Here is a 17,714-nt window from a genome sequence, read left to right as displayed (position 1 = left end):
CTATATTGTGGCAGAAGCCCTGGACGCGAGAAGGTCCGCGACCCGCTCCAGGTGGGAACGGGTGTTCTGGTTCGCCCCGGGGTGCAGCTCGTTGACGTGGCGTCGGTAGGCCAGGGCGCGCAGCAGCAGCTGATCCAGATCCGGCAGGTGCGCGAAGCGGTCGATCACGGCGTCGTCGACCGCGCCGGCGACCAGCCCGTCGACGATGACCAACGCCGCGGTGTAGGAGGCCGGGCGTGGCACGGGGAACGGGACCAGGCCGGTGATCGTGGGGGCCTGGGTGCCCTGGAAGACGGTGGACGTCAGCAGGTCGGCATGGCCGAGCTGGACCGGTCCGCCGATCTCGCGGTACTGCGGGCCGGTCTCCTCCCAGGCGAGCCGGTCGGCGCGGGTGAAGGGGTCGTCGTCCGGCACGGTGTCGGCGGCGGGGCCGGGCAGTTCGGCGAGCGCCTCCGACAGGCGCAGGGCGACGGCGACGGTCTCGTCGACCCGCCGCATCAGCTCACCCGGGATCCAGGTGCTCGCCTGCCAGCCGGCGACGACGAAGCGGCCGTCGGTGGAGCGGACGGGACGGGCGACGCGCGCGCCGTCGACCTTGAGCTTCTCCCGGATCTTGGCGGCCCAGCCGGCGTAGTCCCCGGCGCGCGAGTAGACGTTCGCCCCGATGCGCCAGCCGTTGTCCCAGGCGTGGCCGGCCGGCTGCGGGGTGCCGGGCTCGCCCTGGAACGCGGCCAGCACGTGGGCCGGGACGAGCCCGGCGGCGGGTTCGGACGGGTCGGTGGCGGGCTCTGTCGCTCGTTCGGTCATGGTCTCCTCGGTGTCCGTCGCGGTGTCCGGTGCGCTTACTACGCCGCGGGCCGCGGGTAGGGCCACGGGTTGTAGACGCAGGTGGCGCCGTCGTCGGGGTAGATCTCTCGGGGGTTGAAGGAGTTGAGCTCGGAGTTGTTCAGGCTCAGCGTCTGCTGCATCATGATCGGCGCGAGCGCCCCGTCACGGCCGCAGGCCTCGTGCGCGGCGAAGCCGAGTCCGTGGCCGACCTCGTGGTTGATCAGGTACTGGCGGTAGGATCCGAGGTCACCGGCGAAGGGGGCTGCGCCGCGGACCCAGCGGGATTCGTTGATGACCACGCGGTCCCCCATGGAGGTGTAGCAGCTGGTCTCCATCGCCAGGTCGTCCCCGCACAGCTCGTGGGTGGTGCCGACGGAAGTCAGCTGGATGCGCATGTTCGGGTCCTGGTCCGGTGCGACGTGCTCGAAGCGGAAGCGCGGATCGTTCGTCCAGCCCTTGGGGTTGGCCAGCGTGGCGTCGACCATCGCGGCCAGCGCGTCGTCACCGCCGAAGCCGGCGGTGTCCACCCCGTTCTCCACCTCGACGACGTAGCGGATGACCTTCTCCGTGCCCTCCCCCGCCGTCATCCCCGGCGTGCCGACGACCCGGTAGGTCCCGTCGCCGTGTTCGGCGTAGGGGCCGCCGGGCGGCAGCTCGGTCGGCGGGATGGCCCGCACGGGCGAATCGACCGGATTCGGGCCGGACGCCAGCGGCAGGGTCGCCGGCGCGGTGGGGGCGGCGGCGGAGGAGGTGGTCGCGGCCGTCGTCACCGGTTCGTCCTGCTCTCCGGCGGGCGCGCTGAAGACGTCGACCAGCACCCAGACGGTGATGACGACGAGGACCGGGATGGCGTAGGCGCGCCAGCCGAAGTCGCGCGCGAAACGCACGGGCGTCTCGCGCGCGAGGCGGAGGAACTGCGGTTCGGTGGAGCGGGGGGAATCGCCTTGTTCAGGCGTCATGGACGGGGTCACGCGGGGTCAGTCAGGCACCCGCGAAACCGACGGAGCGCTGGGCGGTGGTACCGACCTCGACGTAGGCGATGCGCTCGGCGTTGACCAGGAACTTCCGGCCCTTCTCGTCCTCCAGCTGCAGGATCCCGTCGTCGCTCTTCAGTGCCCCGGTGATCTGGTCGACCACGTCGTCCTGGCTGGCGCCGGTCGGGATGACCAGCTCGCGGGGGGAATCTGCAAATCCGATCTTGATGTCCAAGGTAAGGCTTCCAATCATTCGTTCGGGATTTTCAGGGATGTTCACCATCATAGACGCGTGCCGATAGTATCTAAGGTGTGTCTGCACATACCTCCCCGCCCACTGAGTCTCCGAAGTCCCCGACGTTCGACGAGCTGGGTGTCGCAGTGGAGATCTGCGAGGCGCTGGCCGCGGTCGGCATCACCCGCACGTTCGCGATTCAGGAGCTGACCCTCCCCCTCGCCCTCGACGGCACGGATCTGATCGGCCAGGCCCGCACCGGGATGGGCAAGACCTACGCCTTCGGTGTGCCCCTGCTCGACCGCGTCTTCGACTCCGCCGACATCGAGGAACTCGACGGTTCCCCACGCGCGCTGGTGGTGGTGCCGACCCGGGAACTGGCGGTGCAGGTCGGCCGGGATCTGGAGGTCGCGGCGGCGAAGCTGCCCGTGCGGCTGGCCACCATCTACGGCGGGCGTCCCTACGAGGAGCAGATCGAGGCGCTGACCGAGGGGGTCGACGTCGTCGTGGGCACCCCGGGCCGCCTGCTCGACCTGCACAACCGCGGCGAACTGAAGCTGGACAAGGTGGCCGTCCTCGTGCTCGACGAGGCCGACGAGATGCTCGATCTGGGCTTCCTGCCCGACATCGAGAAGATCCTCGCGGCCCTGACGCACCAGCACCAGACGATGCTGTTCTCCGCGACGATGCCGGGGCCCATCCTGTCACTGTCACGCACCTTCATGAACCGTCCGGTGCACATCCGCGCGGAGATGACCGGCTCGGCCCAGACCCACTCGACCACGGAGCAGGTCGTCTTCCAGGCCCACCGGATGGACAAGCCGGCCGTCACGGCCCGCATCCTGCAGGCCCGGGGCCGGGGCCGCACCATCATCTTCGCCCGCACCAAGCGCACCGCCGCGGACGTCGCCGAGGAGCTCGCCGGCCGCGGTTTCGCCGTCGGCGCCGTCCACGGCGACATGGGTCAGCCGGCCCGCGAGCGCTCGCTGAAGGCCTTCCGCGACGGGACGGTCGACATCCTCGTCGCCACCGACGTCGCCGCCCGCGGCATCGACATCACCGACGTCACGCACGTCATCAACTACCAGACCCCCGACGATCCGATGACCTACGTCCACCGCATCGGGCGCACAGGCCGGGCCGGGCACTCCGGCATCGCCGTCACCCTCGTCGGCTACGACGAGCTGATGAAGTGGAAGTCCATCAACGACGAGCTGGATCTGGACCGGCCGGAACCGCCGCAGTGGTTCTCCACCTCCCCCGAGCTGCACGAGGCCCTGGACATCCCCGGGAGCGCCGGCGACACCGTCGGCCCCGCCCGCAAGGTCCTCGGAGGAAAGGCCCCCGGGAAGACCCCCGGGGGACGGAGCCGCCGCCGATGAGCGGCGGCCGCCCGCTGCGCCGCACCCGTGGCGACCTGATCGCCACGGGGGCCATCGCGGCCGTCGCCGTCGCCGCCGTGGCGGGTGTGGCGCTGACGGCCCCGATCCGCGGCTCCGAGCTCGACCCCGCCGACACCCCCGCACACGGCGGCCCCACCCCCGGCCACCGTGCCTGAGTCGCTGACCCCCGCGTGGTCACTTGCCGACGCCCCCTTGCCCGGCGTGCACTCCCCCGCCACCGCCGAGGGACTGGTGATCACCAACGACGGCACCACGGTCACCGCCACCGACCAGGCGGGCGAGTCCGTGTGGTCCTATGGGCGCGACCGGGAGATCTGCTCGGTCGGCACGGCGTGGAACAAGGTCGTGGTCACCTACCGCTCCAACGCCGGCTGCGGCGACGTCGTGGCCCTGAGCGCGGCCACCGGCGGCTACTCGGCCACCCGCAGCGCGATCGCCAGCGAAGAGGTGGTGCCGGTGACCTCGAACGACCGCGTGGGCACCGTGAGCACCGAACGTGTCGAGCTGTGGCGCTCGGATCTGGTGCGCACCGTCGAATACGGCGAGGTGGAGGCGAAACAGGAAGCGGGCATGCAGCCCAACGAGGACTGCGCCATCACCTCCGCGCTGACCCGCACGGACCTGCTCGCCGTCTCCGAGGACTGCCCCGGTGACGAGGGCGTCACCCGGCTGCGGCTGCAGGAGGCCAACCCCGAGGACTCCCGGGAACCGGAGATCATCCGCGACATCGCCGTCGAGGGCGATGACGCCCGGCTGGTCGCCGTCGGCCAGGAGGCGGCCACCGTCTACGTGCCCGGCCCGGAGCCGACGCTGGTCTCCTACGACGCGGACGGGCTCGAGACGGAGCGCCGCCCCGTGGCCCCCGCCCCGCCGGCGGAGGAGACCGCGCTGCCGTTCACAGCGGCGACCGCCGACCTGCCGCACCACATGACCTGGTTCGACGGCGAACGGCTCTACCTGTTCACCCCGGCCGAGCTGACGGTGGACCACGTCTTCGAGGACGCCCTGGGCACGGGGGTGGCCGTCGGTGGTCGACTGCTCTACCCCACCGCCGAGGGCATCGCGGTGGCCAACTGGGAGTCGGGGATGGTCGAGCGGGTCATCCCGGTGGACCGGGCCGGTCACACCGGCGGGGTCTCGCTCGGCCTGGCGGGCGGGACGGTCGTCGAGAAGCGTGGTGACGAGATCGTCGGCCTGGTGTAGCGGTGCTCAGCGGCCGCCGTGGGTGGCCGCGGACCAGGCTGCGGAGCGCGGGTTGAACAGCATCACCAGCGCCAGCACCGCCGAGACCAGCGTGACGGTGCCGACCAGCACCGCCCCGCCGGAGAACATGTAGTAGGCGATGGGCAGGAGCATGATGTTGAGCATCACCACCGGGCCACGCCCCCACCTCCTGCCGAGCATCATCATGATCGCACCGGTGAGCACCGTGCCGAAGATGATGGCGAAGAAGATCGCGGTGCCGTAGCCCACCCAGGAGGCGTTGTCGCCCTCACTGACGAGGGTGAGGTCCTCGGCGCCGATGATCTCGCGGTAGACGAGCAGGCCGGCGTATCCGAGCCCGACCAGGGACTGGAGGATCGCGATGATGCTGGCCCAGCGCAGCGGCGCGGGCGGGAGCGGGCGGTTCGAGGTGGTCACGGGGCACTAGTCTATAAGTATGACTCCGCGGGCCCACACCCGGCACGGGGAATTTGACGGGGAGAGTGCAAACATACTAATCACTTCTCCCGATGAACTGGCAGGTCACGCGGTTTGTTGCGATAACAGCATCTGAGATTTTCCTGAGACCCCCCGCGAGCCGCCCCCTTATTTTCACGTGATCTTTACCACTATTGGCAGTTTACCCCTAGCGAACTTCGCATTCACGTGTCATTATTCTCGGGTAGCAAAAACGACCGGTTGATTAACCGGACCAAAACTCTGACACACCACAGAGTTAACGTCACGTGAACCGCGGTGAGGGAGCCCGACCCCGTGACAGCACCAGAATTTTTGCCCCAGCCGCTTCTATCTGTGGCTGTATTTTGCGTGCACTTTTTCGTTCGACGACGTTACTTAACCACCGTAAAGGAGATATCACCATGGATTGGCGCCACGAAGCAATCTGCCGCGACGAGGACCCCGAGCTGTTCTTCCCGGTCGGTAACTCCGGCCCCGCCCTGACCCAGATCGCCAAGGCCAAGCTGGTCTGCAACCGCTGCCCGGTCACCTCCATGTGCCTGAAGTGGGCCCTTGAGACCGGCCAGGACGCCGGCGTGTGGGGCGGTATGAGCGAGGACGAGCGCCGCGCCCTCAAGCGCCGCAAGAACCGCGGCCGCGGCCGCGCCCGCGTCACCGCCTAACCGTCCCTGAGCACGCCCTCTGCGCGAAGCGGCAGATTTCTGTACCGCCGCACCTTCCCGCTACAGTTGATGGGCAGCAGAAACCCCCACCAGCAAGGAGAATCACATGAGCAAGCGTGGTCGTAAGCGTAAGGATCGCCGCAAGAAGGGCGCCAACCACGGCAAGCGTCCGAACAGCTAAACCAACACCCGACGACGAACCGCCCCCGGAGAACACTCCGAGGGCGGTTCGTCGTTTTTCCACCACTGGTGACGTGGGGTGCCGGGCACGTCGCGGCGTCGACAGGCAAAACCGCCCGTCGGGGAAGAATCCCCCGCGGGCGGTTCAGGTGCGGATAGGCTCAGTTGGTCCGGATGACGCGCAGCTGCATGGTGATGCGCTCGCGCAGGGTCACCGGCGCGGGGCGGGAGGTGCAGCACTTCCTGACCAGCGCCCGGATCTCCTGCTCCGACTGGAGACGCCCGTAGCACTGCGGGCACGCGGCGATGCGCTTCAGCAGCTCCTCGGCCCGGTCAGGGGTGACGTCGTCGTCGAGCAGGGCACACAGGTACGCCTGGATTTCCTCGCAGCTACCGCCGCACGGTTCCTTCGCCTGGTCATCCATGCTCATGATTTCCTCACCTTCGATTGCTCGTCGTGGTCCTGCATGTCAGGGTGGTCGAGGCCGATGCCCTGCGCATGTGCCACTTCCTTCAACAGCCCGCGCAGTTGTTTTCTTCCACGGTGCAGCCGACTCATCACCGTGCCCAGCGGGGTGCCCATGATCTCGGCGATCTCCTTGTAGGCCAGCCCCTCGACATCGGCGTAGTAGACGACCATGCGGTAGTCCTCGCTGAGCTGGTTCATCGCGTCCGCGATCTGCCGGTCCGGCAGGCGCTTGAGCGCCTCCACCTCGGCCGACTGCAGGCCCGTCGAATCGTGCGAGCTGGTCGTGTACAGCTGGTGGTCGGTCACGTCCTCGGCGGAGGTCTGCGTGGGTTGCCGCTGCTTCTTCCGGTAGGTGTTGATGTAGGTGTTCGTCATGATCCGGTAGAGCCACGCCTTGAGGTTGGTGCCCGGCCTGAACGAGCCGAAGGCGGAGTACGCCTTCATGTAGGTCTCCTGGACCAGGTCCTCCGCGTCGGCCGGGTTGCGGGTCATGCGCAGAGCACCGCCATAGAGCTGGTCGAGCAGGGGCAGGGCCTCATTCTCGAAGCGTGTCTCGAGCTCGCTGTCCGGCATCCGGGACCTTTCTGTGCTCCAGGGGACGGGGTGCAGTCCGATCCATTGTAGAGCAGGCAGGGACAATGTCCGACATGCGAAAGAAGAAGCGCACCACCGCCCCGACCGCCGCCGTGCAGACGCTCATCGATGCCGCCGTGGCCCACCGCCTGCGCCGCTTCGAGGCCGGGGACGGCAACTTCGGCGAACACGCCGCCATGGTATTGGACGTGGACCCGGCGCTGCTGCTCAAGACCCTGGTGGTGCAGCTGCCCTCCGGGCCGGCGGTATGCTGCGTGCCGGTGACCGGGCGCCTGTCGCTGAAGAAGGCCGCGGCCGGCTTCGGCGTGCGCAAGGCGGTGATGGCCGATCCCCGGGACGCCGAACGCGCCACCGGCTATGTCACCGGTGGCATCTCCCCCGTCGGCCAGCGCAGCCTGCTGCCCACACTCATCGATTCCTCCATGGCCGGGGCTCCGGTCGTGTACGTCTCGGGAGGACGCCGGGGGCTGGAGATCGAACTCTCCGCGGACGACCTGGCGGCGGTGACGCGGGGCAGGTTCGTGGAGCTGGCGGGATAGGTGGGCGGGGCGCGGCTCCGGCGGCGCGAACGGCGCTTTTCCGGGCTGCCTCAGGGCATTCTGGACGGAAGTGCATTTTTCTACACAAGTTGATGCATCACATTTTTCTGAACAGGCATTATGCACCCGCCGTTCTCGGAAAATACACCTCCCGGAAAAGCAGTCCCCTCAGAACAGTCCCCCGGCACCCGCGTCGAGCAACTCCGGATAGTCATTGCGGACATTGCCCACCTCCTTGGCCACTGGGCGCACGGTCAGCTGATCGAGCAGCTCGACTGGGGTCGGGTGCAGCAGTTCGGTGGCGTCCTCGGGGGTGCCCGTGAGCCACTGTTCGATCTCGTCCTCGGCGAGCAGGCGCGGCAGGCGGTCGTGCAGCCACTCCATCGGCGCCAGCGAGTCGGTGGTCACGATGGTCGCCGACAGCCTGTCCAGGCCGGTGGCCCACAGCCCGGCGGCCCACAGCATCCTCCCCTCCCCCAGGGCCACGAAGTGCGGCACCCTCCCCTTTCCGGTGTCCTGCCACTCGTAGTAGCCGTCCATGGGCACCACGCAGCGCCGGCGTTTGAAGGCGTCGCGGAAGCTCGGCTTGGTGGCCACGGTCTCGGCGCGGGCGTTGAACAGGGGTGGGCCGGACTCGTCCTTCTTCCAGTGCGGGAGCAGCCCCCAGCGGGCGGGATCCACGGAGGCCACCGCGCCGTCGTAACGCACGGCCGGCACGATCTGGGTGGGCGCGAGGTTGTATCGGGGCGCGGGTGTACCCAGCGGGGCGTGCACCTCAGTGACGCCGGGCAGCCCGCCCACAGCCTCAAGCAGGGTCTCGCCGGTGGTGAAGAGAACGAAGCGTCCGCACATAGTCTCTATTATGGACCCCATGACCGTCTCCTGGCCCGCGCCGGCCGCATCCGGCCCCATCAACTGGACGCAGCACGTCCCCGGCTCCAAGTCGATCACGAACCGCGCCTACATCCTGGCCGCGCTCGCCGACTACCCCTCCGTCATCGAGGGTGCCCTGCACTCACGTGACACCGATCTGATGGCGCAGGCCCTGCGCGGCATCGGGGTGAGCATCCACGACACCGACGGGACCATCCACGTCGAGCCCGGCCAGCTGCACGGTGGCGAGGTCGAGTGCGGCCTGGCCGGCACGATCATGCGTTTCGTCCCGCCGGTGGCTGCCCTGGCGAAGGGCACCGTCGTCTTCGACGGTGACCCGCAGGCACGTAAACGCCCCATGTCCACGATTCTCGACGCCCTGCGCGCCCTGGGGGTGGCGGTCGAGGGCGACACCCTGCCGTTCACCGTCCACGGGGAGTCCGTGCCGGAGGGTGGGGTCGTGGAGATCGACGCCTCCGGTTCCTCCCAGTTCGTCTCCGGCCTGCTGCTCGCGGCCCCGCGCTTCCGCAAGGGGGTGACGGTGCGCCACACCGGCGGCAAACTGCCGAGCATGCCGCACATCGAGATGACCGTGGCCATGCTGCGCCACGCCGGCATCACCGTCGAGGAATCCGAGAACGAGTGGCAGGTCCACCCCGGCCCCATCCAGGGCCGCACCTGGCGGGTGGAGCCGGACCTGTCGAACGCCACGCCCTTCCTCGCGGCGGCGGCCGTCACCGGCGGCACGGTGCGGGTGCCCCACTGGCCGGTCGACACCACCCAGCCCGGCGACGCGATCCGCGACATCCTCGAGCGGATGGGCTGCTCGATCGAGCTGATCGCCGCGGAGTCCGGCCCCGGCCACGACCTGGCGGTCACCGGCCCCGAGGGCGGGCTGCTGCAGGGCCTGCGCCTGGACATGTCCGACATCGGCGAGCTCGCGCCGACAGTCGCAGCGCTGGCCGCCGTCGCGACCACCGGGTCGGAGCTGCTGGGCATCGCGCACCTGCGCGGCCACGAGACCGACCGGCTGGCGGCCCTGTGCGCCGAGATCAACCGGCTGGGAGGTCACTGCACCGAGCTGGACGACGGCCTGCGCATCACCCCGGCCGAGCTGCACGGCGGGGTCTGGCACTCCTACGCCGACCACCGCATGGCGACCGCCGGCGCGATCATCGGCCTGGTGGTCCCCGGCGTGGAGGTGGAGAACATCCAGACGACCTCGAAGACCCTGCCCGGCTTCGAGCACATGTGGACGGACATGGTCCATGGCTAGACGCAACTGGGACGAATCGGATGTCCGCGTCCGCCCGGGCAAGGGCTCACGACCCCGGACGAAGGACCGTCCGCGCCATGAGAACGCCGAGTTCGGGATGGTGGTCACGAAGGACCGCGGCCGCTGGGGCGTGGTGCTCGACGGCCGCGAGGACCCGATCGTGACCATGCGCGCCCGGGAGCTCGGGCGTACCGCCATCGAGGTCGGTGACCGGGTGGGCGTGGTCGGCGACACCTCGGGCAACGAGGGCACGCTGGCGCGCATCGTGAAGCTCGAGGAGCGCACCTCCGTGCTGCGGCGCACGGCCGACGACACCGATTCCTATGAGCGCATCGTCGTCGCCAACGCCGACCAGCTGCTGATCGTCACCGCCGTCGCCGATCCCCCGCCGCGCTCCGGCTTCGTCGAGCGCGCGCTCATCGCCGCGTTCGTCGGCGACATCCACCCCATCCTCTGCCTGACCAAGACGGATCTGACCGACCCGGCCCCGTTCGCCGCCGAATTCGCGGATCTCGACGTCACGGTGGTCACCGCCGGCGTCGACGACGAGCTCGACCAGGTCCGCGAGCTGATCGACGGGCACATCACCGCCCTGATCGGCCATTCCGGGGTGGGCAAGTCCACTCTGGTCAACCGGCTGGTCCCCGACGCCGAGCGCGAGACCGGCGAGGTCTCCGGCGTGGGCAAGGGCCGACACACCTCCACCCAGTCGGTCGCCCTGCGCCTGCCCGGCGAGCGGGACGGGTGGATCGTCGACACTCCGGGCATCCGCTCCTTCGGCCTGGCCCACGTCGACGCCGACACGGTCGTCGGCGTCTTCGAGGACCTGGCCCAGGCGGCCGAGGACTGCCCGCGCGGCTGCACTCACATGGGCCCACCCGCCGACCCCGAGTGCGCCCTCGATGAACTCACCGGCGCCAGCGGACGGCGGGTGGCGGCGGTGCGCAAACTGCTCGAGGCGCTGCGCACGAACGTGGACTGGGAGCAGTGACTGACCGTCGCCCACCGGTCACCCGGATCCCGTTGAACCGGCTCGCCGTCCTCGCCACCATCATCGGGGTGCTGACCGGCCTGTTCGTCGCCGCGCTGAACTGGACCGTGATCGGCGTTGAACGCCTGATCTACGGCATGGATCACCTGGACAACCATGATCCCACCTCCCATGTCAGCCCCATCCGCCTGGCGGTGACCCTGCTGGTGCTCGGTGTGTTCACCTCCTGGGCGTGGTACCTGGTCCACCGTCTGGGACGGCGTGAAGTGTCCGTGGTCGGCGCTATGCGCGGCGAGAAGATGCCCGTCGCCGAGACCATCGCTTCATCTTTTCTGCAGGTGACAACGGTCGCGGCCGGCGCTCCGGTAGGCCAGGAGAACGCCCCGCGCATCGCCGGCGGCCTGGTGGCCGAACGCTTCTGCCGCTGGTTGGACCTGGATCAGGACGCCAAACAGGTGCTGATCGCTGCCGCTGCGGGTGGGGCGCTGGGCGCGAGCTTCCATCTTCCCCTGGCCGGCGCGTTATTCGCCCTGGAGATCCTCCTGGTCAGAATGTCCCCCCGCAATGTGGTGATAACCATGGTCACCACCGTGGCCGCGGTCGCCACCACCGGTCTTTTCGTCGAGGTGCCCGCGGTCTTCGCCACAGTGCCGTTGACCGAGAGCCCGGTGATGCTGGTTGCCGCGGTGGTGGTCGGCGTCGTGGCGGGGCTGGCCGGTCACTGGTTCAGCCAATGGGCCAATCGCGCCGCCGGCGCATCCCCGACCGGTCGGGCGCTCCTCTGGCAGATGCCCGTGGGTTTCGGCGTGATCGCCCTGATCGCCTACCTGGTGCCGGACGCCGTGGCCAACGCCCGCTGGACCTCCGCCACTCTGCTCGATGAGGGCATGGCACTGAAGACACTCCTGCTGGTCGGTTTCCTCCGCCTGGTGGTCTTTCTCATCGCCTTCCGGGTGGGCACCGTCGGCGGCACACTGATCCCGGCCTTCGCACTCGGGTCAATGGTCGGCGGGGTGGCCGGTCACCTGCTGGAGCCCGTGATCGGGGTGCCGGTGGCGGCCTGCGCCCTCCTGGGGGCCGCCGCCTTCCTGTCCACCACGATGGCCGCTCCCCTGTTCGGGCTCATCGCCGCAGTCGAGTTCACCGACATGGAACCGCAGGGTTACCTGCCGGCTTTCCTCGCGGTGGCCTCCGCGGTGCTCACGGTCCGGGCGTGGTCCGTGCTCAGCAACCGCGAACAGCGCACCTTCCCCGTCACCTACGCCAGCTGGACCGGGGAGCTGAAGTAAGCCTCCCCGGGACCGCCTGCGGGGGCGTAGCATGACGCACATGGACGGTTTCGCAGCGGTCGACTTCGGTTTCGCGCGCGAAGTGCTTCAGCGGGGCATCGCGGTGCTCTACCTCGTGGCGTTCATCTCCACTCTGAATCAGTTCCGCCCTCTCCTCGGCGAGCACGGTCTCTCGCCCGCGCCCGGACTCCTGGCCCGGGCGGAACGTGCGGAACGCGGCACGCAGGGACGGCGGCTGCTCAGACCGACGCTGTTCCGCCGGGTCAGATACACCGATGGCCGTCTCGCGGCGCTGTGTTGGGGCGGGATCCTCGTGTCAACGCTGCTTGTCGTGGGGGTTCCACAGCTCGGGCCGCCCTGGGTGCCGATGGTGTGCTTCCTCGTACTGTGGTTCGGCTACATGTCGATCACGAGCCTCGGGCAGGTGTTCTACGGCTTCGGCTGGGAAATGCTGTTGCTCGAGCTCGGTTTTCTCGCGGCGTTTCTCGGCTCCGGATCGCAGCCGCCACCCACCGTGGTGATCGTGCTGTTCTGGTGGCTGCTGTTCCGCCTCGAATTCGGCGCCGGCATGATCAAGCTCCGGGGCGGCCGCGAGTGGCGTGATCTCACCGCCCTCATGTACCACCACGAGACTCAGCCGATGCCCGGGCCGTTCAGCCGCCGGGCACACCTCCTGCCGCGCTGGTTCCACAAGGGCGAGGTGCTCGGCAACCACTTCGCGCAGCTCGTCGTGCCCTGGTTCCTCTTCGTGCCGATCCTCGGGCTCTGGGTGCCTGGGCCGGTTCCGGGGCTGATCGGCACGGTCGCCGCGGCGGTCGTGATCGTGACCCAGCTCTGGCTCGTGATCACCGGCAACTTCGCGTGGCTGAACTGGGCCACCATCGTGCTCGCCTTCTCCGCGGTCTCGGTGACCGGCAGCGCGGCGGCGGGGACCGACAGCGTCGGCGGTCCGGCAGTGGACGGGCTGCCGGTCTACTGGTTCGTCATCACCTGCGCCGTGGCGCTCGCGTATGTGTGGCTCAGTTGGCCGGCGCTGCACAATCTGTTCTTCGCGAAGCGGCAGGTGATGAACGGTGCGTTCAACCGCCTGCAGCTCGCGAACGCCTACGGCGCGTTCGGCAGCGTGACCAAGGTGCGCACCGAATACGTCATCGAGGGCACGCTCGACGAGGACCCTGCGACAGATGACTGGCGCGAGTACGGGTTCAAGGGCAAACCCGGCGACGTGCACCGCGTTCCACGGCAGTTCGCGCCCTACCACCTGCGGCTCGACTGGTGCATGTGGTTCCTTCCCCTCGGCCAGCCGCTCGAGGGGTGGTTCACGGCGTTCCTGGCACGACTGCTCGACGCCGACGAGCCGACCCTGCGCCTCCTGCGGCACGACCCGTTCGCGGGGCAACGGCCGAAGTGGGTCCGGGTCGTGTCCTACCGGTACCGCTTCGCCACCCGCGAGCAGCACCGGGCCGACGGTGCGGTCTGGGTCCGCGACCGGCGCTACGTCCTCATCGGGCCGCTGAGCCGCCGGGAGCTCACCGCCTAGCCCAGGCGACGCTGCGGGGTGCGGCCGGAGAAGTTGAGCGCGACCTCGCGCACGCCCGGGCGCAGCTTCTTCAGCATCTTCAGACCGGTGCGCAGTCCGGCGCGCTTGCCGTCCCGCTCGCCCACCCACAGCTTCTCCTCGACGCCGGGGTTCTCGGTGAACGCGGCGTTGGAGCGCACCTCGGGGGCGTTGTCCGGATCGGCGGCCAGGTACTTGTTCGGCAGGGTCAGCTTGAGCAGCGTCTTCTGCACCTTCACCAGCTGGGCCGGGAAGGAGTCGGTGTTGTAGGGCAGGTCGTACTCCCGGCACAGCTGCTCGACGTGCCTGCCGATCTCCGCCAGCCGGTTGGACGGCATGTCCGGGAAGATGTGGTGCTCGATCTGGTAGTTCAGGTTGCCCGAGAGGATGGTCAGGAGCTTGCCGCCGCGGAAGTTCGCGGAGCCGAGCATCTGCCGCAGGTACCACTCGTCGTGGGTCTCGTTCTTGTACTGCTCCTTGGTGAAGGTCTCCGCCTCATCCGGGAAGTGCCCGCAGAAGATGACCGCGTAGGCCCACACGGAGCGGATCACGTTGGCGGTGGCGTTCGCGGTGAGGGTGTGGCGGAAGTTCCTGCCCGACAGCGCCGGGAAGAGCACGTAGTCGCGCAGGCCCTGGGTGCCGGCCTTGCGCACGGTCTCCCAGAACTTCGGGGCCGTGTCCTTCCAGGTGGTGCGCCCGGCCGCGAGCTTGCCCAGCTCCACGTCGTAGAAGCCCACCGCCCACTCGAACAGCGAGGCCAGGGTGACGTTGACGACCGGCTGGAAGGCGTGCATCGTCTTCCACTTGCGGTCGCGGGTCACGCGCAGGATGCCGTATCCCACGTCGTCGTCCATGCCCAGGATGTTGGTGTACTTGTGGTGGGTGAAGTTGTGGGTGTGCATCCACTGGGAGCTGGGGCACACGTTGTCCCACTCCCAGGTGGTGGAGTGGATCTCCGGGTCGTTCATCCAGTCCCACTGGCCGTGCATGACGTTGTGGCCGATCTCGAGGTTCTCGAGGATCTTGGACAGCGACAGCAGGCCGACGCCGGCGAGCCAGAACGGCTTCCTGCTGGAGAACATCAGGGCAAGGCGCCCGGCGACCTCCATGTAACGCTGGGTGCGGATGAGTCCCTTGATGTAGCGGACGTCGCGATCGCCGAGGTCGGCCTCGAACTCCTCCTTGATGGCGTCGAGGCGGCGCCCGATCTCGCGGATGTCCTCGTCGGTGAGATGGGAGTAGGCCTTGATGTTGTCGATTGCCATATGTGGTCGCTCCTTAAACGTCGATGGAGATGTCGCCTGCGGCAACACAGACGCAGGTGCGGATGCGGGTGCCGGGCTCGTGGGTTTCGCCGCTGCGCAGATCGTGCACGTGGCCGTCGGTCAGCTGGCGCACACAGGTCTGGCAGATGCCCATGCGGCAGCCGAAGGGCATCTGGACGCCGATGTTCTCACCGGCCTCGAGGATGGTGGTCGCGCCGTCGGCCTCGGTCTGGCCCCGGGTGCCGAAGGTGATGGTGCCACCCTTGGCGTCGGAGGCCCGGTCAAGGGTGAAGCGCTCGGTGCGGATCTCCATACCGTGGCCCTCCGCCCAGGTCTCCAGCTCGTCGAGCATGGTGGCCGGGCCACAGGCGTAGACCACGCGCTCGGCGAAGTCGGGGACGAGCTCCTCGAGGACGGCCGGGGTGACCCGGCCGTCCTCGGAGGTCACCCGCACGGTGGCGTCGTAGTCCTCGAGGACGTCGCCGAAGATCAGGTCCTCGCGGTGGCGGATGGAGTGCACGACCTCGATGTCGCTCTCCTGGCGGCGGTCGACCAGTGTGCGCAGCATGGACACCACCGGGGTGATGCCCGAACCCGCGGTGACGAACAGCAGCTTCTCCGGGACCGGATCGGTCAGGTGGAAGTCCCCGGCCGGGGCGGCCAGGCGCACGGTCATGCCGGGCTCGGCGGTGCCGATCAGGTGGTTGGACAGCCTGCCGCGCTCGACGGCGCGGATGGTGATGGCGAACAGGCCCTCGCGGGTGTCGGGCGTGTTGGTCAGCGAGTAGCTGCGCCAGGTGTAGCGGCCGCCGATCTGGACACCGATACCGATGTACTGGCCGGCCTGGAACTCGACGGGCACACCCCAACCGGGCCGGATGACCAGGTGGAGGGTGTCGTCCGGGTAGCGCTCGACGGACTCGATCTTGCCGCGCAGCTCACGGCGGGACCACAGCGGATTGACCAGCATCGTGTAGTCGTCGGGCAGCAACGGGGTCGTGAAGCGTCGCAGGACGCCCCGGACCCGCGATAGCGCGTCCGGGGACTCGGACGTGGGGGATGCGGACATCGTCCCCTCCTTATCGGACGGAAAAGCTTACGAGGACGTAGCTTACGCCCCCGTAAGTTGGATGTCCACCCGCCTCCCCGGCGTGTCAGAGAAGCTCGACGAGGAAGGGAAGTTCGCTCGGATCGTAGAAGGCCATGAAGTTGTCGAGGGCGTCCCCCACGATCAGCTCGGCGTCCTCATCCCCCAGGTCGGAGGCGTCGACGGCCTCAATGGCGGCCCTGGTGGCGGCCTCCGATTCCTCGATGTCGACGTGGATGGCGGCGACGTCGTCGACCGCGACCTGCGCCGGTTCCAGTTTGACCACGCTCTCCCCCATCTCCGGCTGCAGGGTGACGGTCTCGTCGGGCACGTCCACGGAGACGACCACACGCCGGTACGGGAAGGTCTCGTCGCCGATGGCCAGCAGCCGCAGCGAGGCCTCCGCCGCATCCTGGAAGGCGGCGTAGGCGATCTCCTCCTCGTCGCCGGCGGTGTAGAACTCCGTCAACGCCGGGGTGACGGCGAAGCCCCAACCCGAGCGGGCGGAGAAGGCACCCGTCTCATTGAGGCCGACGAGCATCTCGAAGGTCGCGGGAAGATAGACACGCACCGCTAGAACTCGCCCTCGATGTCGAAGATGGAGCAGATTTCGACGACCGCGCGGTCGAAGACCTGGTACAGCACACCCACGAGCCCGGCCTCCACGGCGGCGCGCACGTTGAGGATGGAATCATCCACCAGGACGCAGTCACTCATCGGCAGGTCGATGGCCTGGGCCGCCGCGGCGAAGGCCTGCACGTCCGGCTTCTCGACGCCGATCTCCCCGGAGAGCACGACGGCGTCGACAATGCCGCGGTACTCCCACTCCCGGATCTTCTCGGCCTCGGCGCCCGCGTCATTGGACAGGATGGCGGTGGCCACGCCATTGGCCTTGGCCGCCGCGAAGAGGCTGCGCCAGCGGCGCGTGTCCTCCTCATTCGCGTCCAGTACTCCCAGGTAGTCGACGATCAGTCCTCGCACTCGCTGCTCCTCATGGTTTCTTCGCTCTCAGGCACGGTGGTCGTGAGTGGTCATGGTGGATCTCCACCATCCCACGCCGGGCCATAACGTGTCACAATGATACCCAGCCCACCTCGCGTCTGCCCCGTGCGCCATCACCTGGGAGCAGCCATGTTGACACCCGTCCCCGGATGCACGCACCTGAAGGTGCTCGTCCCCGATCCCTCGCCCGCGTCGACGCCGTCCCCGCAACCGACCCGTGACACCCGGCGCACCGCCGCCCACCTGGTTCTCATCGCCCTGGAAGTGACCTTCGGCCTGCGGCCGGCACACCAGCTGACGCCCAGGCGTTTCGACGCCGCGGTGCGCATCCACGTCACCGCCCGGCTCCGGGCGACCCGGGGCGCGCAGGAGATCCGTGGCCCGGTGCGCCTGGACTCACTGCACACGCGTCCCGACGGCGAAGTGTTCGGCACCGCCGTCACCGGCACCCGGACCCACGCCTTCACCGCCCGGATCGACGACACCCGGATGCGCAGTTTCCGGGTGCTGTGAGAACAGGGCGATTGGGGCGGGTCAGTTGGGCAGGGCCACGGCTCCCAGTGCCGGTGAAATGGGGAGATGCGGTAGCTGGCCGGCAATCCCCGCCGGTTATGGCACGAGGGCGCCATATCCGAGGCACGACCCCGCACCGCCCCATTCCGGCACACGCATACCCACCAGCCTGACGCGCGCACCACCAGCCCCAGTCGGAGAGGCCGGCGCCCCGGCCCTCAACACATTTCAAGCCCCTGAAAACCAGAACCCCGGCGGGAACCACGGAGGGTTCATCGCCGGGGTCGCGACCA

General features: G+C 68.8%; 20 protein-coding genes and 1 pseudogene. 10 read left to right on the top strand and 11 right to left on the bottom strand.

Features of this window, described 5'->3' with window-relative positions; translation table 11 throughout:
• Genes A605_RS03880 through A605_RS03870 form a run of 3 tightly spaced genes read right to left on the bottom strand, consistent with a single transcriptional unit; the run spans nucleotide 1 to nucleotide 2,037 of the window.
• Nucleotides 1-807: a TIGR02569 family protein gene (locus A605_RS03880; RefSeq protein WP_015400200.1), complete on the bottom strand. Its 807-nt coding sequence runs from the start codon at nucleotides 805-807 to the stop codon at nucleotides 1-3.
• A 38-nt stretch (nucleotides 808-845) separates the two neighbouring features.
• The gene (locus A605_RS03875) at nucleotides 846-1,799 is read right to left on the bottom strand and encodes a DUF3152 domain-containing protein (RefSeq protein ID WP_015400199.1); all 954 of its coding nucleotides are present in this window, start codon (nucleotides 1,797-1,799) and stop codon (nucleotides 846-848) included.
• Nucleotides 1,800-1,809: 10 nt separating this feature from the next.
• Nucleotides 1,810-2,037: a DUF3107 domain-containing protein gene (locus tag A605_RS03870; RefSeq protein WP_015400198.1), complete on the bottom strand. Its 228-nt coding sequence runs from the start codon at nucleotides 2,035-2,037 to the stop codon at nucleotides 1,810-1,812.
• Between the two features lie 77 nt (nucleotides 2,038-2,114).
• On the opposite strand from A605_RS03870, the gene A605_RS03865 reads away from it, so the two are divergent.
• Both A605_RS03865 and A605_RS03855 read left to right on the top strand, forming a co-directional pair.
• Nucleotides 2,115-3,419, top strand: coding sequence for a DEAD/DEAH box helicase (locus tag A605_RS03865; RefSeq protein WP_027004527.1), 1,305 nt, complete (start codon nucleotides 2,115-2,117; stop codon nucleotides 3,417-3,419).
• A pseudogene (locus A605_RS03855) lies at nucleotides 3,416-4,643 on the top strand (Rv3212 family protein). The gene A605_RS03865 and the pseudogene A605_RS03855 overlap by 4 nt, the downstream one beginning before the upstream one ends.
• 6 nt (nucleotides 4,644-4,649) lie before the next feature.
• Here the strand turns inward: A605_RS03855 and A605_RS03850 are convergent.
• Entirely contained in the window at nucleotides 4,650-5,081 is a 432-nt protein-coding gene (locus A605_RS03850) for a hypothetical protein (protein WP_015400194.1), read from the bottom strand.
• A gap of 443 nt (nucleotides 5,082-5,524) precedes the next feature.
• Between A605_RS03850 and A605_RS03845 the strand changes: the two genes are divergently transcribed.
• Nucleotides 5,525-5,785 carry a WhiB family transcriptional regulator gene (locus A605_RS03845; protein ID WP_015400193.1) on the top strand — a complete coding sequence of 87 codons (261 nt, stop codon included), beginning with the start codon at nucleotides 5,525-5,527 and terminating at the stop codon, nucleotides 5,783-5,785.
• A gap of 106 nt (nucleotides 5,786-5,891) precedes the next feature.
• On the top strand, nucleotides 5,892-5,966 hold the full coding sequence (locus tag A605_RS16025) for a 50S ribosomal protein bL37 (protein ID WP_096877815.1): 75 nt from the start codon (nucleotides 5,892-5,894) through the stop codon (nucleotides 5,964-5,966).
• 160 nt (nucleotides 5,967-6,126) lie between these two features.
• Here the strand turns inward: A605_RS16025 and rsrA are convergent, their stop codons facing one another.
• Nucleotides 6,127-6,396, bottom strand: coding sequence for a mycothiol system anti-sigma-R factor (gene rsrA, locus A605_RS03840; protein WP_015400192.1), 270 nt, complete (start codon nucleotides 6,394-6,396; stop codon nucleotides 6,127-6,129).
• Nucleotides 6,393-7,007, bottom strand: coding sequence for a sigma-70 family RNA polymerase sigma factor (locus A605_RS03835; protein WP_015400191.1), 615 nt, complete (start codon nucleotides 7,005-7,007; stop codon nucleotides 6,393-6,395). Before A605_RS03835 ends, rsrA begins: the two co-directional genes overlap by 4 nt.
• 74 nt (nucleotides 7,008-7,081) lie before the next feature.
• Here A605_RS03835 and A605_RS03830 point away from each other — a divergent pair, with 74 nt between their 5' ends.
• The gene (locus A605_RS03830) at nucleotides 7,082-7,567 is read left to right on the top strand and encodes an aminoacyl-tRNA deacylase (protein WP_034991167.1); all 486 of its coding nucleotides are present in this window, start codon (nucleotides 7,082-7,084) and stop codon (nucleotides 7,565-7,567) included.
• A 168-nt stretch (nucleotides 7,568-7,735) separates the two neighbouring features.
• On the opposite strand, the gene A605_RS03825 is transcribed toward A605_RS03830, so the two are convergent.
• Nucleotides 7,736-8,419 (bottom strand): SOS response-associated peptidase, encoded by a 684-nt coding sequence (locus tag A605_RS03825; protein ID WP_015400189.1) that lies wholly within the window; start codon nucleotides 8,417-8,419, stop codon nucleotides 7,736-7,738.
• Nucleotides 8,420-8,429: 10 nt separating this feature from the next.
• On the opposite strand from A605_RS03825, the gene aroA reads away from it, so the two are divergent.
• The 4 genes from aroA to A605_RS03805 are packed head-to-tail and all read left to right on the top strand — an operon-like array spanning nucleotide 8,430 to nucleotide 13,536.
• Nucleotides 8,430-9,716 (top strand): 3-phosphoshikimate 1-carboxyvinyltransferase, encoded by a 1,287-nt coding sequence (aroA, locus tag A605_RS03820; protein ID WP_034991154.1) that lies wholly within the window; start codon nucleotides 8,430-8,432, stop codon nucleotides 9,714-9,716.
• Nucleotides 9,709-10,707: a ribosome small subunit-dependent GTPase A gene (rsgA, locus tag A605_RS03815; protein ID WP_015400187.1), complete on the top strand. Its 999-nt coding sequence runs from the start codon at nucleotides 9,709-9,711 to the stop codon at nucleotides 10,705-10,707. Before aroA ends, rsgA begins: the two co-directional genes overlap by 8 nt.
• Complete coding sequence (locus tag A605_RS03810; RefSeq protein WP_034991152.1) at nucleotides 10,704-11,996, top strand: chloride channel protein; 1,293 nt, start codon at nucleotides 10,704-10,706, stop codon at nucleotides 11,994-11,996. The genes rsgA and A605_RS03810 overlap by 4 nt, the downstream gene beginning before the upstream one ends.
• Nucleotides 11,997-12,036: 40 nt before the next feature.
• On the top strand, nucleotides 12,037-13,536 hold the full coding sequence (locus A605_RS03805) for a lipase maturation factor family protein (RefSeq protein WP_015400185.1): 1,500 nt from the start codon (nucleotides 12,037-12,039) through the stop codon (nucleotides 13,534-13,536).
• Here the strand turns inward: A605_RS03805 and A605_RS03800 are convergent.
• The 4 genes from A605_RS03800 to A605_RS03785 form a co-directional block, all read right to left on the bottom strand.
• Nucleotides 13,533-14,819 (bottom strand): fatty acid desaturase family protein, encoded by a 1,287-nt coding sequence (locus tag A605_RS03800; RefSeq protein WP_015400184.1) that lies wholly within the window; start codon nucleotides 14,817-14,819, stop codon nucleotides 13,533-13,535. The two genes, A605_RS03805 and A605_RS03800, sit on opposite strands and share 4 nt — an antisense overlap.
• Nucleotides 14,820-14,832: 13 nt before the next feature.
• The gene (locus A605_RS03795; protein WP_015400183.1) at nucleotides 14,833-15,888 is read right to left on the bottom strand and encodes a ferredoxin reductase; all 1,056 of its coding nucleotides are present in this window, start codon (nucleotides 15,886-15,888) and stop codon (nucleotides 14,833-14,835) included.
• A gap of 85 nt (nucleotides 15,889-15,973) precedes the next feature.
• Entirely contained in the window at nucleotides 15,974-16,477 is a 504-nt protein-coding gene (locus tag A605_RS03790; RefSeq protein ID WP_015400182.1) for a DUF6912 family protein, read from the bottom strand.
• A 2-nt stretch (nucleotides 16,478-16,479) separates the two neighbouring features.
• Nucleotides 16,480-16,887, bottom strand: a complete 408-nt coding sequence (locus tag A605_RS03785; protein WP_015400181.1) for an HAD-IA family hydrolase — start codon at nucleotides 16,885-16,887, stop codon at nucleotides 16,480-16,482.
• A gap of 150 nt (nucleotides 16,888-17,037) precedes the next feature.
• Here A605_RS03785 and A605_RS03780 point away from each other — a divergent pair, with 150 nt between their 5' ends.
• Nucleotides 17,038-17,421: an Rv3235 family protein gene (locus tag A605_RS03780; protein ID WP_015400180.1), complete on the top strand. Its 384-nt coding sequence runs from the start codon at nucleotides 17,038-17,040 to the stop codon at nucleotides 17,419-17,421.
• The last annotated feature ends 293 nt before the right edge of the window (nucleotides 17,422-17,714 follow it).

Origin of the sequence: Corynebacterium halotolerans YIM 70093 = DSM 44683, assembly GCF_000341345.1 — a bacterium.
Classification (GTDB): Bacteria; Actinomycetota; Actinomycetes; order Mycobacteriales; family Mycobacteriaceae; genus Corynebacterium; species Corynebacterium halotolerans.
Note: the sequence above shows the minus strand (reverse complement) of the source record. Positions and strands in the feature narration are given on the sequence as shown.